Source organism: Streptomyces huasconensis (genome assembly GCF_021028635.1).
Taxonomy (GTDB): Bacteria; Actinomycetota; Actinomycetes; order Streptomycetales; family Streptomycetaceae; genus Streptomyces; species Streptomyces huasconensis.
Genome location: NZ_CP086119.1, coordinates 587,160 through 604,270, shown reverse-complemented (window position 1 = coordinate 604,270; position 17,111 = coordinate 587,160). Strand labels below are relative to the sequence as shown.

At 70.5% G+C, this 17,111-nt stretch carries 12 protein-coding genes; 8 read left to right on the top strand and 4 right to left on the bottom strand.

The genetic code is table 11. The features are described from left to right. Window positions 1-131 precede the first annotated feature (131 nt). Together J2N69_RS02640 and J2N69_RS02635 are read right to left on the bottom strand one after the other, a co-directional pair. Window positions 132-1,991, bottom strand: coding sequence for an FG-GAP-like repeat-containing protein (locus tag J2N69_RS02640; protein WP_230899259.1), 1,860 nt, complete (start codon window positions 1,989-1,991; stop codon window positions 132-134). A 67-nt stretch (window positions 1,992-2,058) separates the two neighbouring features. Further along, on the bottom strand, window positions 2,059-2,781 hold the full coding sequence (locus J2N69_RS02635) for a hypothetical protein (RefSeq protein WP_230899258.1): 723 nt from the start codon (window positions 2,779-2,781) through the stop codon (window positions 2,059-2,061). Between the two features lie 406 nt (window positions 2,782-3,187). On the opposite strand from J2N69_RS02635, the gene J2N69_RS02630 reads away from it, so the two are divergent. Beyond that, a complete protein-coding gene (locus tag J2N69_RS02630; protein WP_230899257.1) occupies window positions 3,188-4,279 on the top strand; it encodes a hypothetical protein in 1,092 nt (363 codons plus the stop codon). Window positions 4,280-4,316: 37 nt separating this feature from the next. Continuing rightward, window positions 4,317-4,874 (top strand): hypothetical protein, encoded by a 558-nt coding sequence (locus J2N69_RS02625; protein WP_330166790.1) that lies wholly within the window; start codon window positions 4,317-4,319, stop codon window positions 4,872-4,874. A 52-nt stretch (window positions 4,875-4,926) separates the two neighbouring features. On the opposite strand, the gene J2N69_RS02620 is transcribed toward J2N69_RS02625, so the two are convergent. Together J2N69_RS02620 and J2N69_RS02615 are read right to left on the bottom strand one after the other, a co-directional pair. Then, a complete protein-coding gene (locus J2N69_RS02620) occupies window positions 4,927-6,420 on the bottom strand; it encodes an NHL domain-containing protein (protein WP_230899256.1) in 1,494 nt (497 codons plus the stop codon). Window positions 6,421-6,718: 298 nt separating this feature from the next. Then, entirely contained in the window at window positions 6,719-7,306 is a 588-nt protein-coding gene (locus tag J2N69_RS02615; protein WP_230899255.1) for a hypothetical protein, read from the bottom strand. A 688-nt stretch (window positions 7,307-7,994) separates the two neighbouring features. Between J2N69_RS02615 and J2N69_RS02610 the strand changes: the two genes are divergently transcribed. The 6 genes from J2N69_RS02610 to asnB all read left to right on the top strand — a co-directional run bounded on the left by J2N69_RS02610 (window position 7,995) and on the right by asnB (window position 17,090). Further along, window positions 7,995-9,473 (top strand): sugar transferase, encoded by a 1,479-nt coding sequence (locus tag J2N69_RS02610; protein WP_230899254.1) that lies wholly within the window; start codon window positions 7,995-7,997, stop codon window positions 9,471-9,473. 145 nt (window positions 9,474-9,618) lie between these two features. Then, entirely contained in the window at window positions 9,619-10,935 is a 1,317-nt protein-coding gene (locus J2N69_RS02605) for a nucleotide sugar dehydrogenase (RefSeq protein WP_230899253.1), read from the top strand. Beyond that, the gene (locus tag J2N69_RS02600; RefSeq protein ID WP_230899252.1) at window positions 10,925-12,238 is read left to right on the top strand and encodes a glycosyltransferase family 4 protein; all 1,314 of its coding nucleotides are present in this window, start codon (window positions 10,925-10,927) and stop codon (window positions 12,236-12,238) included. The genes J2N69_RS02605 and J2N69_RS02600 overlap by 11 nt, the downstream gene beginning before the upstream one ends. Further along, entirely contained in the window at window positions 12,235-13,629 is a 1,395-nt protein-coding gene (locus J2N69_RS02595) for a polysaccharide biosynthesis protein (RefSeq protein WP_230899251.1), read from the top strand. Before J2N69_RS02600 ends, J2N69_RS02595 begins: the two co-directional genes overlap by 4 nt. Continuing rightward, the gene (locus J2N69_RS02590) at window positions 13,626-15,161 is read left to right on the top strand and encodes a Wzz/FepE/Etk N-terminal domain-containing protein (protein WP_230899250.1); all 1,536 of its coding nucleotides are present in this window, start codon (window positions 13,626-13,628) and stop codon (window positions 15,159-15,161) included. Before J2N69_RS02595 ends, J2N69_RS02590 begins: the two co-directional genes overlap by 4 nt. Window positions 15,162-15,164: 3 nt before the next feature. Then, window positions 15,165-17,090 carry an asparagine synthase (glutamine-hydrolyzing) gene (gene asnB, locus J2N69_RS02585; protein ID WP_230899249.1) on the top strand — a complete coding sequence of 642 codons (1,926 nt, stop codon included), beginning with the start codon at window positions 15,165-15,167 and terminating at the stop codon, window positions 17,088-17,090. Window positions 17,091-17,111: the final 21 nt, after the last annotated feature.

Sequence of the window (17,111 nt, the reverse complement as noted above, 5' to 3'; positions counted from 1 at the left end):
GGTCGGCCCGCCGCGGGAGCGCCGGATGGCATGGTGGTCGGGTCCGTCGGCCGGGGCCCGGTTCTTTGCTGGGTGTCCGTGTTCTCGACGTGACGGAGAACCACTGGGCCGTGCCGTGGAGGCGCTGGGGTTCATCGGGTCTTGAAGCGGCGGAAGAGGTTGCGGGCCACGTACACGCCTGGGCCGCCGAAGCCGACGATGTCGACGCGGCCGTCACCGGTGATGTCGGCGACGAAGCGGGGGTGGTGGCCGACCCGCCAGGCGCCCGCGTCGTCGTTGTGGCCGAAGCCGCGGCACACCAGCTGCGCCTGCTCGAACCGGCCGTCGCCGCAGCTGTGCGCCACCCAGACCCCTTCGTCGCCGAAGCCGACGAGGTCGGGGTTGCCGTCGCCGGTGACGTCGGCGAGGAGCCGGAGGTGTTTCTTGCTCGTCCACCCCTGGGCGTCCCCGAAGTCGTTCAGGACGAGCTTGGGGGGCTCGAACGTGCCGTCGCCGCGTCCCCGGGCGACGACGACGCCCTGCGGGCCGAACCCGATGATGTCCACAGCTCCGCCGCCGGTGACCGGCATCAGGGAGCGGGGGTGCTCCGCGGCCGAGCTCCACCCCTGGTCGACCCCGAAGTCGTCGAGGACCCACAGGGGCTCGGCGAATTTCCCTTCCGCGTCTTGGAGTGAGATCCAGACGCCGTCGTCGTGGAAGCCGACGATGTCGGTGCGGCCGTCGCCGGTGGTGTCGGCGAGGAAGCGGGGGTGCTTGTCGGCGATCCAGCCGCCCGCCGACTGGCCGTGGCCGAACGCCGGGAGAGCCGGTTCGGCTGCCAGGGAGGCGAATTTCCCTTCCGTGTCCTGGAGTGAGATCCAGACGCCGTCGTCGTGGAAGCCGACGATGTCGGTGCGGCCGTCGCCGGTGGTGTCGGCGAGGAAGCGGGGGTGCTTGTCGGCAGCCCAGCCGCCCGCCGACTGGCCGTGGCCGAACGCCTTGATGACCGGCTCGCCGCTCGCGGGTGCGAACTTTCCAGTGTCGTCCTGCAGGAACACGCGGACACCGTCGGCGGCGAGTGCGACGGCGTCGGGCTTGCCGTTGCCCGTGGTGTCCACGAGCGTCCACAGATCTTTGGGACTCGGGGAGGGCGTGGGTGGGTGCAGGACGCGCTCGTCGTCCTTGAATGTGCCGTCGCCCTGCCCGGCGGCCGTCACCGGCCCCTTCGCGGGCTTGAGCCCGACAATGTCGGCTCGGCCGTCACCGGTGGTGTCGGCGAGGAACCGGTCACCGAGCCCGGCCCACCGGCCTGGCTCCAGGGCGCCCGGTTGCCCGCCGGTTGAGCTGCCGGCTCCGACGCTCTGCCAGGCGCCGGCGTCCTGCCCGCTTCCGAAGCGCTTCAGGACCAGCAGCATGTCGCTGAAGGAGGGGGTGGCGTCAGGTGCCGGGCGCAGCGCGGCCGAGCGGACAAGCCGCCAGGACTGGCGGCTGTTCCAGTGGCTCAGTGGCGCGAAGCGCAGCACGGGATCGCTCGTGCGCTCGGGCTCGGCCGTGACGAACCGCCAGCGCTGGCTTGCCGCGCTGTCGTCGTACTCGCTCAGGAGGACCCGGATCTCGTCGGCCGCTGGGTCGGCGAGGTCGAGAACGGCGCCGTCGGTGGCGTCTTCGATGAGGTAGAGGCCCGCTTCGTCCTCGACAGGGACGAGCCGCCAGCGCTGGGCCTTGTTGCCGGCGGCGGCATCCGATTGGCGGATGCCGCGGTCTGCGGTGGCGGGATTGTGGAGGACCTTGCTGCTGACCGCGTTGCGGATCACGTAGGTCTGCTCATCTGGTGTCTGTCCGCCCGGGGCTTGCACGGGGGTGAGCTGCCATTGCTCCGGGGCCGGGCGCCCGTCAGGGAAGTCGCGTACGACCAGTGTCCCGTCCGTTCCCGGCGTGGACCTGGCGCCGAGGATCTTCCCCGTGGCCGCGTTGACGATCTCCAGTTTCAGTTCTTGCGTGGGCACGGGCATCGTGGTGCCTCTTCCGGGCGGTGCGGGCGGGGGCTCGGGACAGGTGCGGTGGGGCGACGGCCGCGGGTCACGTGAAGACGTGGTGGTAGGGGACGCTCCACTCGTTGGGCAGGCGCGGGTAGAACGTGTTGATGACCGTCCCGGTGAAGTCCCCGCCCCAGTTGTAGGTCACGCGCACCTCGCTCTTGGCCGTCACCGCGTGGTCCTTGAAGCCGAGGATGGTGTCCGGGTGGGTGATCGGCACGAAAGTGATGCCGCCCCACGGCGTCACCGTGACGACCCACATCTGCGTGTCCTCCGGCGCGCCGTTCTTCCCGCGCCACAGGTCGCCGACCTTGTCGGGCAGGCCCACCTGGACGGTGTCGCCCGTGGTGCCCGTGGGGGCGTCCTGGTGGACGGTGATCCGCCGGCGCTGCGGCTTGGGCACGCCGTCGTCGCCGCGCCCCGGATCGGCCTGGCCGGCGGCGGGCGGCTTGGGGGGCTCCTGGCCCGCGGCGCTCTCGATGAAGTACAGCGGTCGCTGCCCGAAGAAGCCTGCCGGGGTGATGTACCAGAGGTGGCCCTGCGCCTCTTTGACGGCCGTGTCGAGCGTGGTGGACAGCTGGACTCCCTTGTCGTGGACGCTGCCCTTCAGCTCGGCAGGCTGCAGGAAGCCTCCGTTGAAGGCGTGGACGAGCATGACTGGCCGGTTCTCGACCAGTGCGGCCACGATCGCGTTGTCGTAGCTGTTCACCGCGACCGGGCCGCCCACCACCAGGTTCGACATCGCCGTGCGTTCTTGGGTGTACATCGCGGAACCTCACCTGTTGTCGAAGTGGAGAACGAGAAACCAGCCACAAAAGCAGCGTTTTTCCGTACGGCATTACCGCCACATTTACCCGACCTGCATCGACGCGGTTCCGGCATTTTAGGGGGCAATCAAATCCAATGCCACCGTCCGGCAAGCGGGTGCCAGTACGACATGCGCGTACGGAAATTCGCGAAGAAATCGATCGAGTGGCCGGCAGTGCCTCAACTTACCGCAGTCTGCGGTGAGTTGGGGGCGGTCGATGATTTGTTTTCACTCGATTGAGCGTGATGCCCGAGGGAGTCTTCCCAGGAATTTAGGCCTCTGCTAGCTTCGAATTTCGGCAAGCGCGCGGTTATCTGTTCCATTCCATCGAGCGCGTTTCGGACAGATCAGTCGAGGACGGGGAATGCCTTCCACCGCATACAACCTGGAACGGTTCAAGCGTCATCCGCTGACGAAAACGAACCTGCGGGAACTCAACATCGACCTGTCGGCCATCCTGAACCACCCCAACCTGGTCTACACCGACAACAACGGCGTGCAGCACAGGCCCGTCGGCGTCTCGATCAACAAGGAGAAATCCTCCGACGCTTTCCCGGACTCCGCGTTCGATCGCGGCTGGCTCGCCTACATGAACCTCGGGGAGCCACTGATCGAGGAGCGGGGTGACATCACTCCGCCCCGGCCCGACACGTTCTCCTCCCGCGCCTACGTGAACCGCAGCCAGAAGAACTCGATGACCTTCACCGACTCGGTCGAATTCACCGTGTCGAACGGGGTGACGTGGTCGCTTCACGGGGATGCCAAGCTCACCTTCGGCGGCACCATCGGCGCGCAGCTGCAGTTGCAGTTGCAGAACCAGCTCAAGATGGATCTCCAGGCGCAGTTCGGCACGCAGATGCGGAACGACATGGCGAACAAGAACGCCAACACGGTGACCAACAAGAACAGCAAGGACAGCGTCGGGGTCGACAACGCCAACGCCACGGAGACAGCCACGACGAACTCGACGGGGAACTCCACGTCGAACTCGGTGACGGACTCGGTGGCATTCACGACTCAAGGCAGTGCCACCGGCAGTGCGTCGCTCAACGCGCAGCTGGCCCTGGGCCTCGCGGCCACCGTCGGCGGGTCCCTGACGACCAGTTGGACCTCGAAATCGCAGATCGGCGGCACGGTCCCGGCGGACTCCCGTGTGGAGACCATGGCCACGCAGCGGCGCGTCCACCGGCACTACGAGTATGAGATCCCGGTGACCTTCGCCGGATACCTCGCGGTGCAGTACGCCGTACCGGTTCCGGTCCTTTCTCCCCCGCAGCCCGGAAATCCCGGGCTCGCCCAGGTGGTCGCCTACGACATCGCCGGCATCAATCTGGCCGGCGGCGGATTCCGCATGAAAGGACGGATGGAGGTCGTCTCCGCCCTGGACGTCCATCACACGATGTTCGAGGAAGAGCGCCTCGTCTACAGCCAGCGAGCCCTGCACAAGGGTCCTTGACCGGGCCGCGACGCCAAATCCACGACGACGAGAGGCAATGGCCATGGTGTTCAACAACATTTTCGGTTTCGCGGAAGACAGCGCGGCGCTCTTCTCGGTGAAGCCCGGCACCACCGACTCGCGGCGGGCTGCGGACGCCGATTTCGAGGACGTCGCAGAGGGCGCGTACGACGACAAGAGCGCGGACCTGTTCATCAATGATCTCCACGGGGCTTCCTCCCGGGCAAAAGTCGTCCGGGAGCAGTCACCTGAAGCGCGGGTCATCATGGGCATCCTCGGCTCTTTCATCCGGACGACGAAGGACTCGGCCCAGACGGAGAAGGACTCGGCCCATGCCGGAACGGTCTCCGGCACGGCGTCCGCCGGCATGGCAAAGGCGAAGGAGACCGTGAAGGAGGAGGACGGGCTGCAAAAGCACGGGGGCCTCCAGAGCGACCCGGACAGGGCGGCATACGCCAAGACCCCCGAGGCGCCGAAGACACCCAAGGCCGCGGAGCCCGCCAAGCCGCCACCAGCGACCGCCGAGACTCCGCAGAAGCTGGGGGAGACCAAGAAGACCGAGACGACCACCGACGGAGCATCCGGTTCCCGGTAGCGCTCACGTCGCAAGGGGGGCAGGGGCATGACCGCCCCTGCCCCCTCCTGCGTCATACCGGGAGCAACTGCCACTGACGGCTTCGAGGGTCGCCCTCCGCCTCGTACTGCTTGATCACCGTGCGGGCGTTGGTGTCGACCCGCAGCAGCAGACCGCTGTTGCGGTTCGCGATCTCGTACACCCGTGGGGAATCGGTCACCGGGCCCACCGGGATCAGCCGCCACTGCTGGTGGTGCGCGTCAGCACCCTCGTAGGCGCGCTGCGCCACCACCGCCCCCTTGGCCCTGTGGGCTCCCACGACCTCCAGGACCTTGCCGCTGCGCACGTTCTCGATCCGGTACAGGACGTCGCCGTCGTCCTGCCCCGCCGCGACCAGCCGCCACCGCTGGTGATCCCTGGGGACGGTGAGCGTCTGCTGAACCTCGGCCCCGTCCTTGGTCGACTCATGCACGACTGAAATCCGCAGTTTGCTGCGGACGTTGGCCCAGGAGACCACCGTGCCCGAATCGGGCAGCCCCGCCAACTTCGCCGACGTGACCTTCCGGACCCGGGCGTTGCTGTAGTCGGCGATGTAGAGCGAGTCCACGCAGTCCACAGCAAGCCCGTACGGGTTGTACAGCTTGGCGTCCTTGGCGGCCAACTCGCCGTCACCATCGAAGCCCGGGGCGCCAGTTCCGGCAAGCGTGCTGACCTTCCCGTCAGCCGCGACCTTCGTGATCCGGTGGCTGCCGTAGTCGGCGACATAGAGGTCGCCCACGCTGTCCACCGCCATCCCCACTGAGGTGTTCAACGGGGCCGTGGCCGTCCCGGCAAGCGTGCGGATCTTCCCATCGGCCTTCGTGACCTTCCGGACCCGCTGGTTGCCGGAATCGGCGATGTAGAGGTTGCCTGCACTGTCCACCGCCACGGCGCTCGGGAACTTCAGCTGGGCGTCGGTGGCGAGGGTACCGTCAGGGGCCAAGCCAGGGGTGCCCTTCCCGGCCACCGTGCTGATCTTCCCGTCGGCCGTGACCTTCCTGATCTGGTGGTTGCCGTGGTCGGTGATGTAAACATCGCCCGCGCTGTCCACCGCGACATCGTGCGGCGTGCTCAGAGAGGTAGCGGTGGCCAAGGTGCGGTCAGTGGCCCCGGTGCCCGTCCCGGCGAACGTATGGATCTTCCCGTCGGCCATCGTGACCTTCCGGATACGGTGGTTACCCGCATCGGCGATGTAGAGGTCGCCCGCGCTGTCCACGGCAATCCCACGCGGGTGTTGCAGCGCGGCCGAAAGGGCGGAGACCCCCTCTGCTCCACGTCCCGGACTCCCGGTCCCCGCGACCGTGCTGATCTTTCCGTCAGACGTGACCCTCCGGACCCGATGGCCGGCGTGCTCACAGATGTAGAGGGTCCCGTCGCGGTCCACCGCGACCCCGTACGGCCCGTTCAACTTGGTCGAACGGGCCAGCTCCACACCCTGTTTGGCCGCCTCTGGGGTAGCTGTTCCCGCAACTGTGCTGATCCGGCGAGCAGCCTGCTCGCCATCCGCAGTTCCCGTGTCCGTGCTCATCATCTTCGTCCCTTCACCCGTTCACACGACCGCCGACCTGATGGTGACGGCGAGAGCGGACGAACAGAGCGAGAAGCAGAACGCCGGATCACACCCTTGTCCTGAAACGGAGCGTTTACCCATGTGCGGCCTATGGGGCGCCTCCTACGCAGGGTGAGTTACGTGCAGACACACGACCGGAAGATCGGCCACCCTCACGAGGGAATGACGGGTGCGGTGTTGACGAAGCCGCCGTAAGTGGGACCTTGTCCGGCAGGGGCAGGGGCAGGGGCAGGGGCAGGGGCAGGGGCAGGGATCGTCAGTCCTCGCACGCCGTGATGTCGTCGTCGCATCCCTCGACGTCGTCCGGGGCGATAGTGCTCAGGCGCCACAGGATCAGGCCCGTGCCGTCCTTCACCGGATCGACGCCGATCTTGAATGACGTGCCCGACGGGATGTTGAACTGGTCCGCCTCCGGGTCACCGCATCCGATGCCGTAGGCCTGTTCGTCTTCTCCGCGGGAGAGCGTGAGGGTGAGTTCGTCGACGCCACGGGTGTCGCAGGTGATGTCGAGGCGGTACGGCCTGTCGCCGGGGGTCGCGTAGGTCTTGTCGGCGCCGGACGCGATGTACGACGTGTCGCTGTCGACGAGCTTGGGGTCGGTTCCGTCGTCGGCGTAGGCGTCCAGAGCCCGCTGCGCCCGCTGGAGGGCGTCGTCGGGTTCCCAGCTCCGGCCGTTCCCGGACGGCGTGTCCGAGGTGGGGCGAGAGGTGGACGGGGGCGGCGTGGCCCTCTTCTCGCCGGGGTTCCCCCCACTGTCACCGTTCCCTTGTCCGGCACAGCCGACGAGAAGGGCGGCCGCGAGGGCGACCACGGCACCCGGGCGGGAGGAGGAGCGTATATGCATGAATGCACCTTATGGGTTGAGCGGTGGGAAGCGTGCTCCGACGGCCGGGGCGGCCGCGAGGGCGGCCCCGGCCGTCAGGCCATCGAGCCGTGCCGGTCCGAGGGTCAGTGCGCCGCGCTGCTTCTTTTTCCCGTGGAGCGGTCTCGGTCGCTCGGAGGGTGGGCACGGGCGTGCGATCCGGCCAAGTGGACCTGTGGCCGACGGTTTCGGCGGCTCGGAGAATTCGCGTCCTTGCAGGTCGCAAGGCTTGCCCACGCCTCAGGGCACCGGCGGGCAGTCGCTGATCAGTCATTCCCTCTCCCGATCTTGGGCACAAGTTCCACACATCCCCTCTCCAGGCGGGCGCCGATGGTCTAGATTGACCGTGCTTCGCAGCGGACACGGGGCGACAAAAGGTGATCTTTGAGTCCGAGGCCGTGGACGGCCGGTAAGGGCGTCCACGGTGTCAGACATGGCAGTCATCAGTTCCTGGAGCCCGAAGCGGAGGGCTCGGGTGCGGGGAGCATCCGAGTCGGCTGCCGCCAGGGCGCGTTGCGTACGCAGCGCTGAAACGGTCGGACATGTCATGCCTGGGAGGCGGGGGCCTCCCGAGGGGGAGAACGGCGCGGCGCGGGGGGCGGGGGTGCCCCCTGGGCGAGCAGACAGTGCGAGGCGAAAGCGTCGAACCACTGGCGACCTGGGGGGTTCTGTGGAGCAGGGGGAGTTAGTCAGCCCTTTTCCGTCGGCGCGCGGGCGGCTGCCGGACGAGGTGATCGGCAGAACCGCGACCGACTGGGAACAGCGGTACCGCCGTACCGTGATCACCACCGATACGGCGGTCACCGCCTGCGTGGTGGCGGCGATCGGCATCTTCTTCGGGGCCAGGGACGCGGCCAACTGGCACGAGAAATGGGGCATCCTCGCCTTCGGCACCGAACTGCTGGTGCTGGGAGCACTCGCGGCGAGCCGGGCGTGGGCCCCGGCCGTGCTCGGCCAGGGAGCCGAGGAATTCCGCCGGCTCGGCCGCTCGCTGTTCGCGGCCGTCGTGGTACTGGCGCTCGGCGGGATCGCCCTCACCTCGCGCAACATCAAACTCTGGATCTTCGTCGCGATCCCCGCGATCGCGCTCACCACCATGATCGCCCGGTATCTGCTGCGCCTTCGGCTGCACAGACAGCGGAAGGACGGGCTCTGCCTGAGACCGGTCCTGGCCGCCGGAAGCCCCGACTCCGTACGCGATCTGATCACCCGGGCACGCAAGTTGCCGCACCTCGGCTGGCGGGTGGAGGCGGTGTGCACGGCGGACGGCCACGGGCTCGACGGCGACCAGCTGGACGGAGTGCCGGTCGTCGGCCGGCTGGCGGACGTCGCGGGCCACGTCCGCCGCGACGGCTACCGCGTCGTCGCGATCACCCCGGACCCGCACTGGTCACCGGACCGGCTCCAGCGGCTCGCCTGGAACCTCGAGGGCAGCGATGCCGAAATGGTCGTGGCCCCCGTGCTGATGGAGGTGGCCGGCCCACGGCTGCACGTCGACGCGGTGCTCGGGATACCCCTGCTGCGGGTCAGCTTGCCGACCTTCACCGGGGGCCGCCGGGTGGTCAAAGAGGTCGTCGACCGCCTGGGCGCCGCGATCCTGCTGCTGCTCTTCGCTCCCCTGATGGTGCTCGTCGGGCTGCTCGTGCTGGCGGACAGCCGGGGCGGCGCGCTGTACCGCCAGCGCAGGGTCGGCAAGGACGGCCGCGAGTTCACCATCTTCAAGTTCCGCACCATGGTCCCCGGGGCGCACGGGGCACGTGCCGCGCTGGCCCACCGCAACGACGGCGCCGGTCTGCTGTTCAAGTTGCGCCGCGACCCACGTGTGACCCGGGTGGGGGCGGTGCTGCGCCGGTACTCGCTCGACGAACTGCCGCAGCTGTTCAACGTGCTCACCGGTTCGATGTCGCTGGTCGGCCCGCGGCCTCCGCTGCCGGAGGAGTCCGCCGCGTACGGCCCGGACATCCGGCGGCGGCTGCTGGTCAAGCCCGGACTCACCGGACTGTGGCAGATCAGCGGACGCAGCGACCTGCCCTGGGAGGAGGCGGTCCGCCTCGATCTGCGGTACGTGGAGGACTGGTCGCTCGCCCTCGACACGGTGATCTTGTGGAAGACGCTGCGTGCGGTGCTCCACGGGCAGGGGGCCTACTGATGTGCGCATCGCAGCGCGCTCTGTCGACGCGTGATCTGTCGCAGCGCGATCCGTCGACGCGTGATCTGTCGAAGCGTGGGGGGCGTCGTCCGATCGGCGCACGGGCGGCAGGCCATCAGGGCCTGCCCGGGGGGAGGGACGGGACATGAAGGTCAGCGTCTTGGGGCTCGGTTACGTGGGCTGTGTGTCGGCCGCGTGCCTGGCCGGCCAGGGGCACGAGGTCATCGGGGTGGACGTGAACCAGGTGAAGGTCGACCTGGTCAACGACGGCAAGGCCCCGGTGGTCGAGGAGCGGATCGGCGAACTCGTCGCCGAGGCCGTGGCGGGCGGAGCGTTGCGCGCCACCGGTGACGTCCGTGACGCGATCATGAACAGCGAAGTCTCGCTGGTCTGCGTGGGCACGCCGTCGGAGCCCAACGGCAGCCTGTGCACCACGTACTTGGAGCGGGTCACCGAGCAGATCGGTGCCGCGCTGGCGGAGCGCGGCGGGCGGCACACCGTCGTGTTCCGCAGCACCATGCTCCCGGGGACCTGCCTGAACCTGCTCGTGCCGATCCTGGAGAAGTACGTCGGCGGCACGGCCGGGGTGGACTTCGGGGTCGCCGTCAACCCGGAGTTCCTGCGCGAGGGCACGAGTGTGCGGGACTTCTTCGACCCGCCCAAGACCGTCATCGGCGAGCTGGAACCGGCGAGCGGCGACGCGGTGGCGGCGCTCTACGACGGCCTGCCCGGTGAGGTGTTCCGGGTGCCGGTCCCGACGGCCGAGGCGATCAAGTACGCCGACAACGCGTTCCACGGCCTCAAGATCGGCTTCGCGAACGAGCTGGGCGCGGTGTGCCAGGCGCTCGGGGTCGACTCGCACCAGGTGATGGACGTGTTCCTCGCCGACCGCAAGCTGAACATCAGCCCCGCCTACCTGCGGCCCGGCTTCGCCTTCGGCGGCTCCTGCCTGCCCAAGGACCTGCGCAGCCTGGTCCACGCGGCGCAGCGGGCCGACGTGTCGGTGCCCATCCTCGCCCACGTGCTGCCCTCCAACGCCGACCACCTCCAGCGCGCGGTCGAGCTGGTCGAACGCACCGGCAAGCGCCGGGCGGGCCTGTTCGGGCTCTCCTTCAAACCCGGCACCGACGACCTCCGCGAGAGCCCGCTCGTCGAGCTGGCGGAGCGGCTCTTCGGCAAGGGGTACGACCTGAAGATCTACGACGCGAACGTGAGCCTCTCCCGGCTGCTCGGCGCGAACCGCGAGTACATCGAGACCCGGCTGCCGCACCTCGCGCAGCTGCTCGCGGACTCCGTCGAGGAAGTGCTCGACCACGCCGAGGTGTGTTTGGTCGGGACCAGGGACCCGGCCGTGCTCGCGGCGCTGCCGCGCGGCGAGGGACCGGTCGTCGTCGACCTCATCCGCCTTCCCGACGCCGAGGCGCGCCGGACCGACCCGGGGTACGTGGGCCTTGCTTGGTGACAGAACGTTCGGTGACGCGTCGTCGTCCGGTGGCGCGTCGTCCGGTGACACCGCCGGCGGCGACCGGCCCGGCCGCCGCGCGCTGGTCCTGGTGGAGAACCTGTCGGTGCCGTTCGACCGACGGGTGTGGCAGGAGTGCACGACGCTGCGCGACGCGGGCTGGGAAGTGCACGTCATCTGCCCCCGGGGCACCAAGCGGGACACGGAGCCGGAGGCGGAGATCGACGGGGTGCGGATTCACCGCTACCCGTTGCGCGCGGCGACCGGTGGCCCGGCCGGCTACCCGCGGGAGTACGGATCGGCGCTGTGGCATACGTTCCGGCTGGCCCGCAAGGTTGGCCCGGTCGACGTGGTGCACGCCTGCAACCCGCCCGACCTGCTGTTCCTGCCCGCCCTGTGGCTGAAGCGGCGTGGCGCGCGGTTCGTCTTCGACCAGCACGACCTGGTGCCCGAGCTGTACCTCTCCCGGTTCGACCGCGGCGAAGACCTGCTCTACCGCGCCGTGTGCGCGCTGGAACGGCTGACCTACCGGGCCGCGGACGTCGTGCTGGCCACGAACGAGAGCTACCGGGACGTCGCGGTGCGCCGCGGCGGCCGGCGGCCGGAGGACGTCTTCGTGGTGCGCAGCGCACCGGACACCGGCCGGTTCCGCCCCGTACCGCCCGAGCCGGAACTGAAGCGTGGCAAGCCCCATCTGCTCTGCTACCTCGGTGTCATGGGCCCGCAGGACGGCGTCGACTACGCCTTGCGGTCCCTGGCGAAGCTCCGCGACGACCTCGGGCGCACCGACTGGCATGCCGTGTTCGTCGGCGGGGGCGACACCTTCGACGCGATGGTGGAGCTGTCCCGGCGGCTCGGGCTCACGGAACACGTCCAGTTCACCGGCCGTATCCCGGACGCCGACCTGGCGCGCTACCTCTGCACCGCGGACGTATGCCTCTCCCCGGACCCGCGCAACCCGCTCAACGACCTGTCGACCATGAACAAGGTCCTGGAGTACATGGTGATGGGCCGCCCGATCGTCTCCTTCGACCTCCGCGAGGCGAGGGTCTCCGCCGGTGACGCCGCCGTCTACGCGCCCGCCAACGACGAGGCCCAATTCGCCGGGCTCATCGGGAAGTTGCTGGACGATCCCGAGCAGCGGGCCCGGATGGGCGAGATCGGCCAGGAGCGGATCAACGGACAGCTCTCCTGGCGGAACTCGCAGGCCTCCCTGCTCGCCGCCTACGCCGCCGCCTGCCGTGACGACGCCCCGGCCGCGCCGGGCGGCCCGGACCGGGCCCCGAGGAGGCAGCGCCGTTGAGCGAGGACCCGATACGCCTGGCCACCATCGGGCGGATCTTCCGTCGGCGCGCGCGGCTGCTCGTCGTCGTCGCCGTGGCGGGCGCGCTCGTCGGCTACGGCGCCTCACTGCTGTTCCCGCCGAGGTACACCACGTCGGCCTCGATACTGCTGGCCGGGCAGTGGGAGGAGCGCGAGCTGCTCACGCAGGCGGAGGTGGCGGCCAGTTCGGCCGTGGTCGACCGCGCGGCCGCCGCGCTCGACTGGAGCGGCGTCAGCGGCGGCGAACTGCGGGACCGCGTGCGCGCCGAGGCCGCCGACGGGAACATCATCAAGATCTCCGGAACGGCCGACAGCCCGGAGCGCGCCCAGCGGCTCTCCGACCAGGTGGCCCGGCAGTTCGTCTCCTTCGCCGCGCGGATCGCGGGCGAGACCACCGACTCCGAGGAGGCGGCGGCGCCCGAGACACTGCGGGAGAAGGTGGTGCAGACCAACCGCCGCATCAGCGACCTGGCCGCCGCGGCCGATCCGGGGCGGACCGTGGAAAGCGTGCAGGCCCGCACCGAGCTGGAGAAGCTGCGCACCGCCCTGCACGAAGCCATGAAGAAGCTGGACGAGGCCGACCCGGCGGCCAACAAGGCCGGCATGGTCGTCATGGGCCCCGCGGCCCGACCGACCGGCGAGGCACCGCCGACGAGGACGCACCTCATCGCCGGCGGAGCGCTGGCGTTCCTCCTGCTCGCGGTCATCGGCCACCTCGTCGCCGCACGGGCGAGCCGTCGACCGCGCACCGAACAGGACGCCGCCGCCGCGCTCGGCTCGACGCTGCTCGGCACCGTCGACGTGCCCGAAGAACGGCCCGCGTACCGGCCACAAGGACGCGACCCGCGGGCCTGGACCCGTCGGCTCCTTGGCGTCGACACCCGGTGGGACATACCGGCACCCCCGCGCCCCTCCGGCGACGAGGCCGACAGACAGCTCCGCCACCGACGGGTGTGGGCCCGCCTCCAAGCCCAACTTCCCGCCCCCCAGCGGCTGCTGGTCGTCGTACCGGAAGGCGACGAGATCGCCCGCCGGGCAGCCGGGCAGCTCGTCGCCGAGTCCGGGGGTGATCCGGCCCGCACCTCTACGAGCGGGGAAGCAGCCCCCACGCCGCGGGTGGTGGAGGTCCCGGTGTCCCGGCCGCTGGTCCCGGACCGCGACACCGAGTCCGGTGCCCTGGTCGTACTCAGCCTGGGCAGCTGGACGGCGGAGGAGCTGTCCGGCATCACGGAGGCCTGTGCGGACGCGGGGCACGAGGTCGTCGGGACCGTCGTCGCCTGCGCGGTCCGGACCCGTACGCCACGGACCGTCGGCCCCTCTCCGCGCCCTGGGACCGCGGTGGGCGACCACGCGAGGGGAGGTGCGCGATGACGACGACGAGCAGGACAACTCCGGAGCCGTCCGCCGCCGCTCCACTCATCGACCTGCACGCGCTGGTGGTGGCGGTACGCAGGCGCCGCCGCCTCTGGTGCTCCCTGGCCCTCGCGGGGCTGCTGCTCGGCGCGGCGGTGGCGGTGCTGCGGCCGCCGCCGCCGAGCGCGGTGACCAAGGTGCTGGTCGCGCACAAGGAGGACCAGCCGAACGACACCGGAACGCTGATCCGCACCGACGTCGAGCTGCTGGCCACCACGCGGATCGCCGACAAGGCCCTGCGGTCCCTCGGCTCCCCGGAGAAGTCCGAGGACTTCATGCGGGAGTACCGGGGCACCGGCCTGACCAACAACCTGCTCCAGATCGACGTGACCGGTGACAGCGACGCGCAGGCGGTGGCCCGGGCCAAGGCACTGGCCGACGCGTTCGTCGCCGACCATGTGCAGCGGATGCGGGAGACCGCGAAGGCCGAGGCCAAGGCGCTGCTCGACCAGCGTGACCGGATGCGGGACGAGCTGGCCAAGGTCGACAAGGCGATAGGAGACCGTTCGCCACAGGCCGACCCGGAGGCGGCGGCGGGCATCGAGACGCTCTTCGCCCGCCGCGCCGAACTCAACTCGCGCATCGCCGACTTCGACCAGCGCGCCGAGGAGGCGCGCATCGGCACACCGCGGCTCGTCGCCGGCACCCGGATCGTGGACGCCCCCCGCGCGGTGCGCCACTCCCTGCCCAAGGCGGCCGCCACCAACGCCGCGATCGGGCTCCTCCTCGGACTCGTCCTCGGGCTCGCGGTGGCCGCGGTCGGCGCCGTGGTGGCGGACCGGCCCGTGCTGCGCCGGGAGATCGCGGCGAACCTCGGCGCCTCCGTCATCGCGGAGCTGCGCCGCGCACCCCGCCGGCCGGCCTGGCCGTGGCGGCGCCGACGGACCCGGCTGGCGGGCGAACGGCTCACCACGACCCTGGCCCGCGCCGTACGCGGCTCCGCGGAACCGGTGTCACTGCTCGAACTGGGCTGTGCGCGCAGTACGAGCGTGCTCGCCCTGGACGTCGCCAGGGCACTGGCGGCACAGGGGCCGGTGGCCGTCGTCGACGGACTGCCCGGCCCGCACCTCGCGGCCAGCCGCCGCAAGCCGGGAGACCCGGACGTGGTCAGCGGCGAGGACGCCGCGGCCCTGCCGCGCCAGGTACGCCGGCTCGGCGTCGGTTCGGTCGCGCCCGGCACCGCGTGGACCGACCTCCCGTACCTCGGGAGCCGGACCGTGCTCGTCGTGCGTGCCGGGCACGCCAGTGCCGCCTGGCTGCACACCGTGGCGCGGCAACTCGCCGACCAGCGCGTCGCGGTGATCGGTGTGGTGCTGATCGACCCCGACCCGCGTGACCGGACCGACGGCACGCTCTGGGACGGGACGGACACCGCGCCGCGGGGCCACGCCGAGCGGCCGCCCCGGCACAACGGGACGGACCGGCCGCGGGCGAAGCGGCCGCCGACATGGGCCGCACGGGTCCCGGACACCGACCAGGAGGCCCCGTAGAACATGTGTGGCATCGCAGGCACCTACCTATGGCCGGACGGGAAGGCCGTGACCGACCGGCTCACCGACACCCTCGCCCACCGCGGCCCGGACGGGGCGGGCCGGTACGACCACCCCGTCGGCGACGGCGAAGTACAGCTCGGACACCGCAGGCTGGCCATCATCGACCTGTCCGGGACCGGCGCCCAGCCGATGGTCTCGGGCGGCCTCGCCCTGACGTACAACGGCGAGCTGTACAACGCGCCCGAGCTGCGCGCCGAGCTGGCCGCCGCGGGGGTGTGCTTCCGCGGGACCTCCGACACCGAGGTGCTCCTCGAGGCCTGGCGGCGCTGGGGCACCGACTGCCTGCCGCGGCTGCGCGGCATGTTCGCGTTCGGGATCTTCGACGAGCGCACCGGTGACCTGGTGCTCGCCCGCGACCAGCTCGGCGTCAAGCCGCTGTTCCTGCTGCGGCGCGGCACCGGCCTGATGTTCGCCTCCGAGCTGAAGGCGCTCGCCGCGGCGACCGGCGGGACGCTGGAGGTCGACCACGGGGCGCTGGTGGCCTCGCTGCTGTACTACTGGGTGCCGGACACGCGCTGCGCGTTCCGCGAGGCGGAGAAGCTGCCGCCGGGGAGCTGGCTCAGGTGCCGGGCCGACGGCCGGGTGGAGCGCGGCCGGTACTGGAACCTCAAGGATGTCGCCGCCGAGGGCCAGGAGCGGGCCCGCAGCGGCGAGCGGCCGGACCTCGCCGCCGTCGTCGAGGAGTCGACCCGGCGGCACCTGCTCTCCGACGTACCCGTGGCCACCTTCCTCTCCGGTGGCCTCGACTCCAGCTACCTGACCGCGCTGGCGGCCCGCCACCGGCCCGGCATCTCCGCGTACACCATCGGGTTCCGCGCCGAGGACGCCAAGTTCGAGGCCATGCCCGACGACCTGCGTTACGCACGGCAGGTGGCCCAGCGGTTCGGCGTCGACCTGCACGAGATCGAGATCGCCCCGGACGTGCTGGAGCTGCTGCCGCGGATGACGTACGACCTGGACGAGCCGATCGGCGACCCCGCGGCGATCAACACCTTCCTGATCTGCTCGGCCGCCCGGGAGGCCGGGGTCAAGGTGATGCTCTCGGGGATGGGCGCCGACGAGCTGTTCGCCGGGTACCGCAAGCACCTGGCCAACCAGCTCGCCCTGCGCTACCAGCGCATCCCGCGGCCCCTGCGGCGCGGTGTCTTCGCGGCCGTGGACCGGCTGCCGGTCGCGACGGCCCGCCGCGGGTACCGCTCGGTGCGCTTCGCGAAGCGGTTCCTCTCCTTCGCCGAGCTGCCGGAGGAGACCGCGTTCCGGCGCAGTTACACCATGTACGACCAGGCCGAACTGCTCGCCCTGGTCGACCCGGAGCTGGCCGGGACGGTCGAGGACGTGCTCACCGAGCACGCGGACATCTACCACGACAACGACCTCGACGACTTCGTCAACCGCATGTGCCTGGGCGACGCCCGGATGTTCCTGCCGGGCCTGAACCTCGCCTACACCGACCGCTCCAGCATGGCCGCGTCGACGGAGGTACGGGTGCCGTACGTGGACGTCGAGGTGGTCGAGGCGGCGTTCGCCGTGCCCGGCGACCGCAAGATCGCCGGACGGCAGGGCAAGGCCGTCCTCAAGGAGGCGGCCACCTCCGTCCTGCCCCGGGAGATCGTGTACCGGCCCAAGGGCCTGTTCAGCGCCCCGCTGCGGGCCTGGATGAGCCGGGACCTGGCGCCCCTGGTGCGCGAGGTGGTGCACGACGGCCTGCTCGTCAACTCCGGGATTCTGCGCCGCGACGCGCTAATGCGGATGGTCGCCGAGGACGCCGCCGGGCAGCGGGACTTCTCCAAACACCTGTGGCACGTGCTGACCCTTGAGCACTGGTACCGCGGCGCGACCTCCGGCTCCGGCCGGACCGCCCCCTGAGGGGGCCCTGAAAGACGTGGA

Coding starts and splice junctions, on each gene's coding strand:
- J2N69_RS02615 (WP_230899255.1), bottom strand. CDS start 7,306: ATGCATATACGCTCCTCCTCCCGCCCGGGTGCCGTGGTCGCCCTCGCG.
- J2N69_RS02605 (WP_230899253.1), top strand. CDS start 9,619: ATGAAGGTCAGCGTCTTGGGGCTCGGTTACGTGGGCTGTGTGTCGGCC.
- asnB (WP_230899249.1), top strand. CDS start 15,165: ATGTGTGGCATCGCAGGCACCTACCTATGGCCGGACGGGAAGGCCGTG.
- J2N69_RS02630 (WP_230899257.1), top strand. CDS start 3,188: ATGCCTTCCACCGCATACAACCTGGAACGGTTCAAGCGTCATCCGCTG.
- J2N69_RS02625 (WP_330166790.1), top strand. CDS start 4,317: ATGGCCATGGTGTTCAACAACATTTTCGGTTTCGCGGAAGACAGCGCG.
- J2N69_RS02635 (WP_230899258.1), bottom strand. CDS start 2,781: ATGTACACCCAAGAACGCACGGCGATGTCGAACCTGGTGGTGGGCGGC.
- J2N69_RS02620 (WP_230899256.1), bottom strand. CDS start 6,420: ATGAGCACGGACACGGGAACTGCGGATGGCGAGCAGGCTGCTCGCCGG.
- J2N69_RS02640 (WP_230899259.1), bottom strand. CDS start 1,991: ATGCCCGTGCCCACGCAAGAACTGAAACTGGAGATCGTCAACGCGGCC.
- J2N69_RS02590 (WP_230899250.1), top strand. CDS start 13,626: ATGACGACGACGAGCAGGACAACTCCGGAGCCGTCCGCCGCCGCTCCA.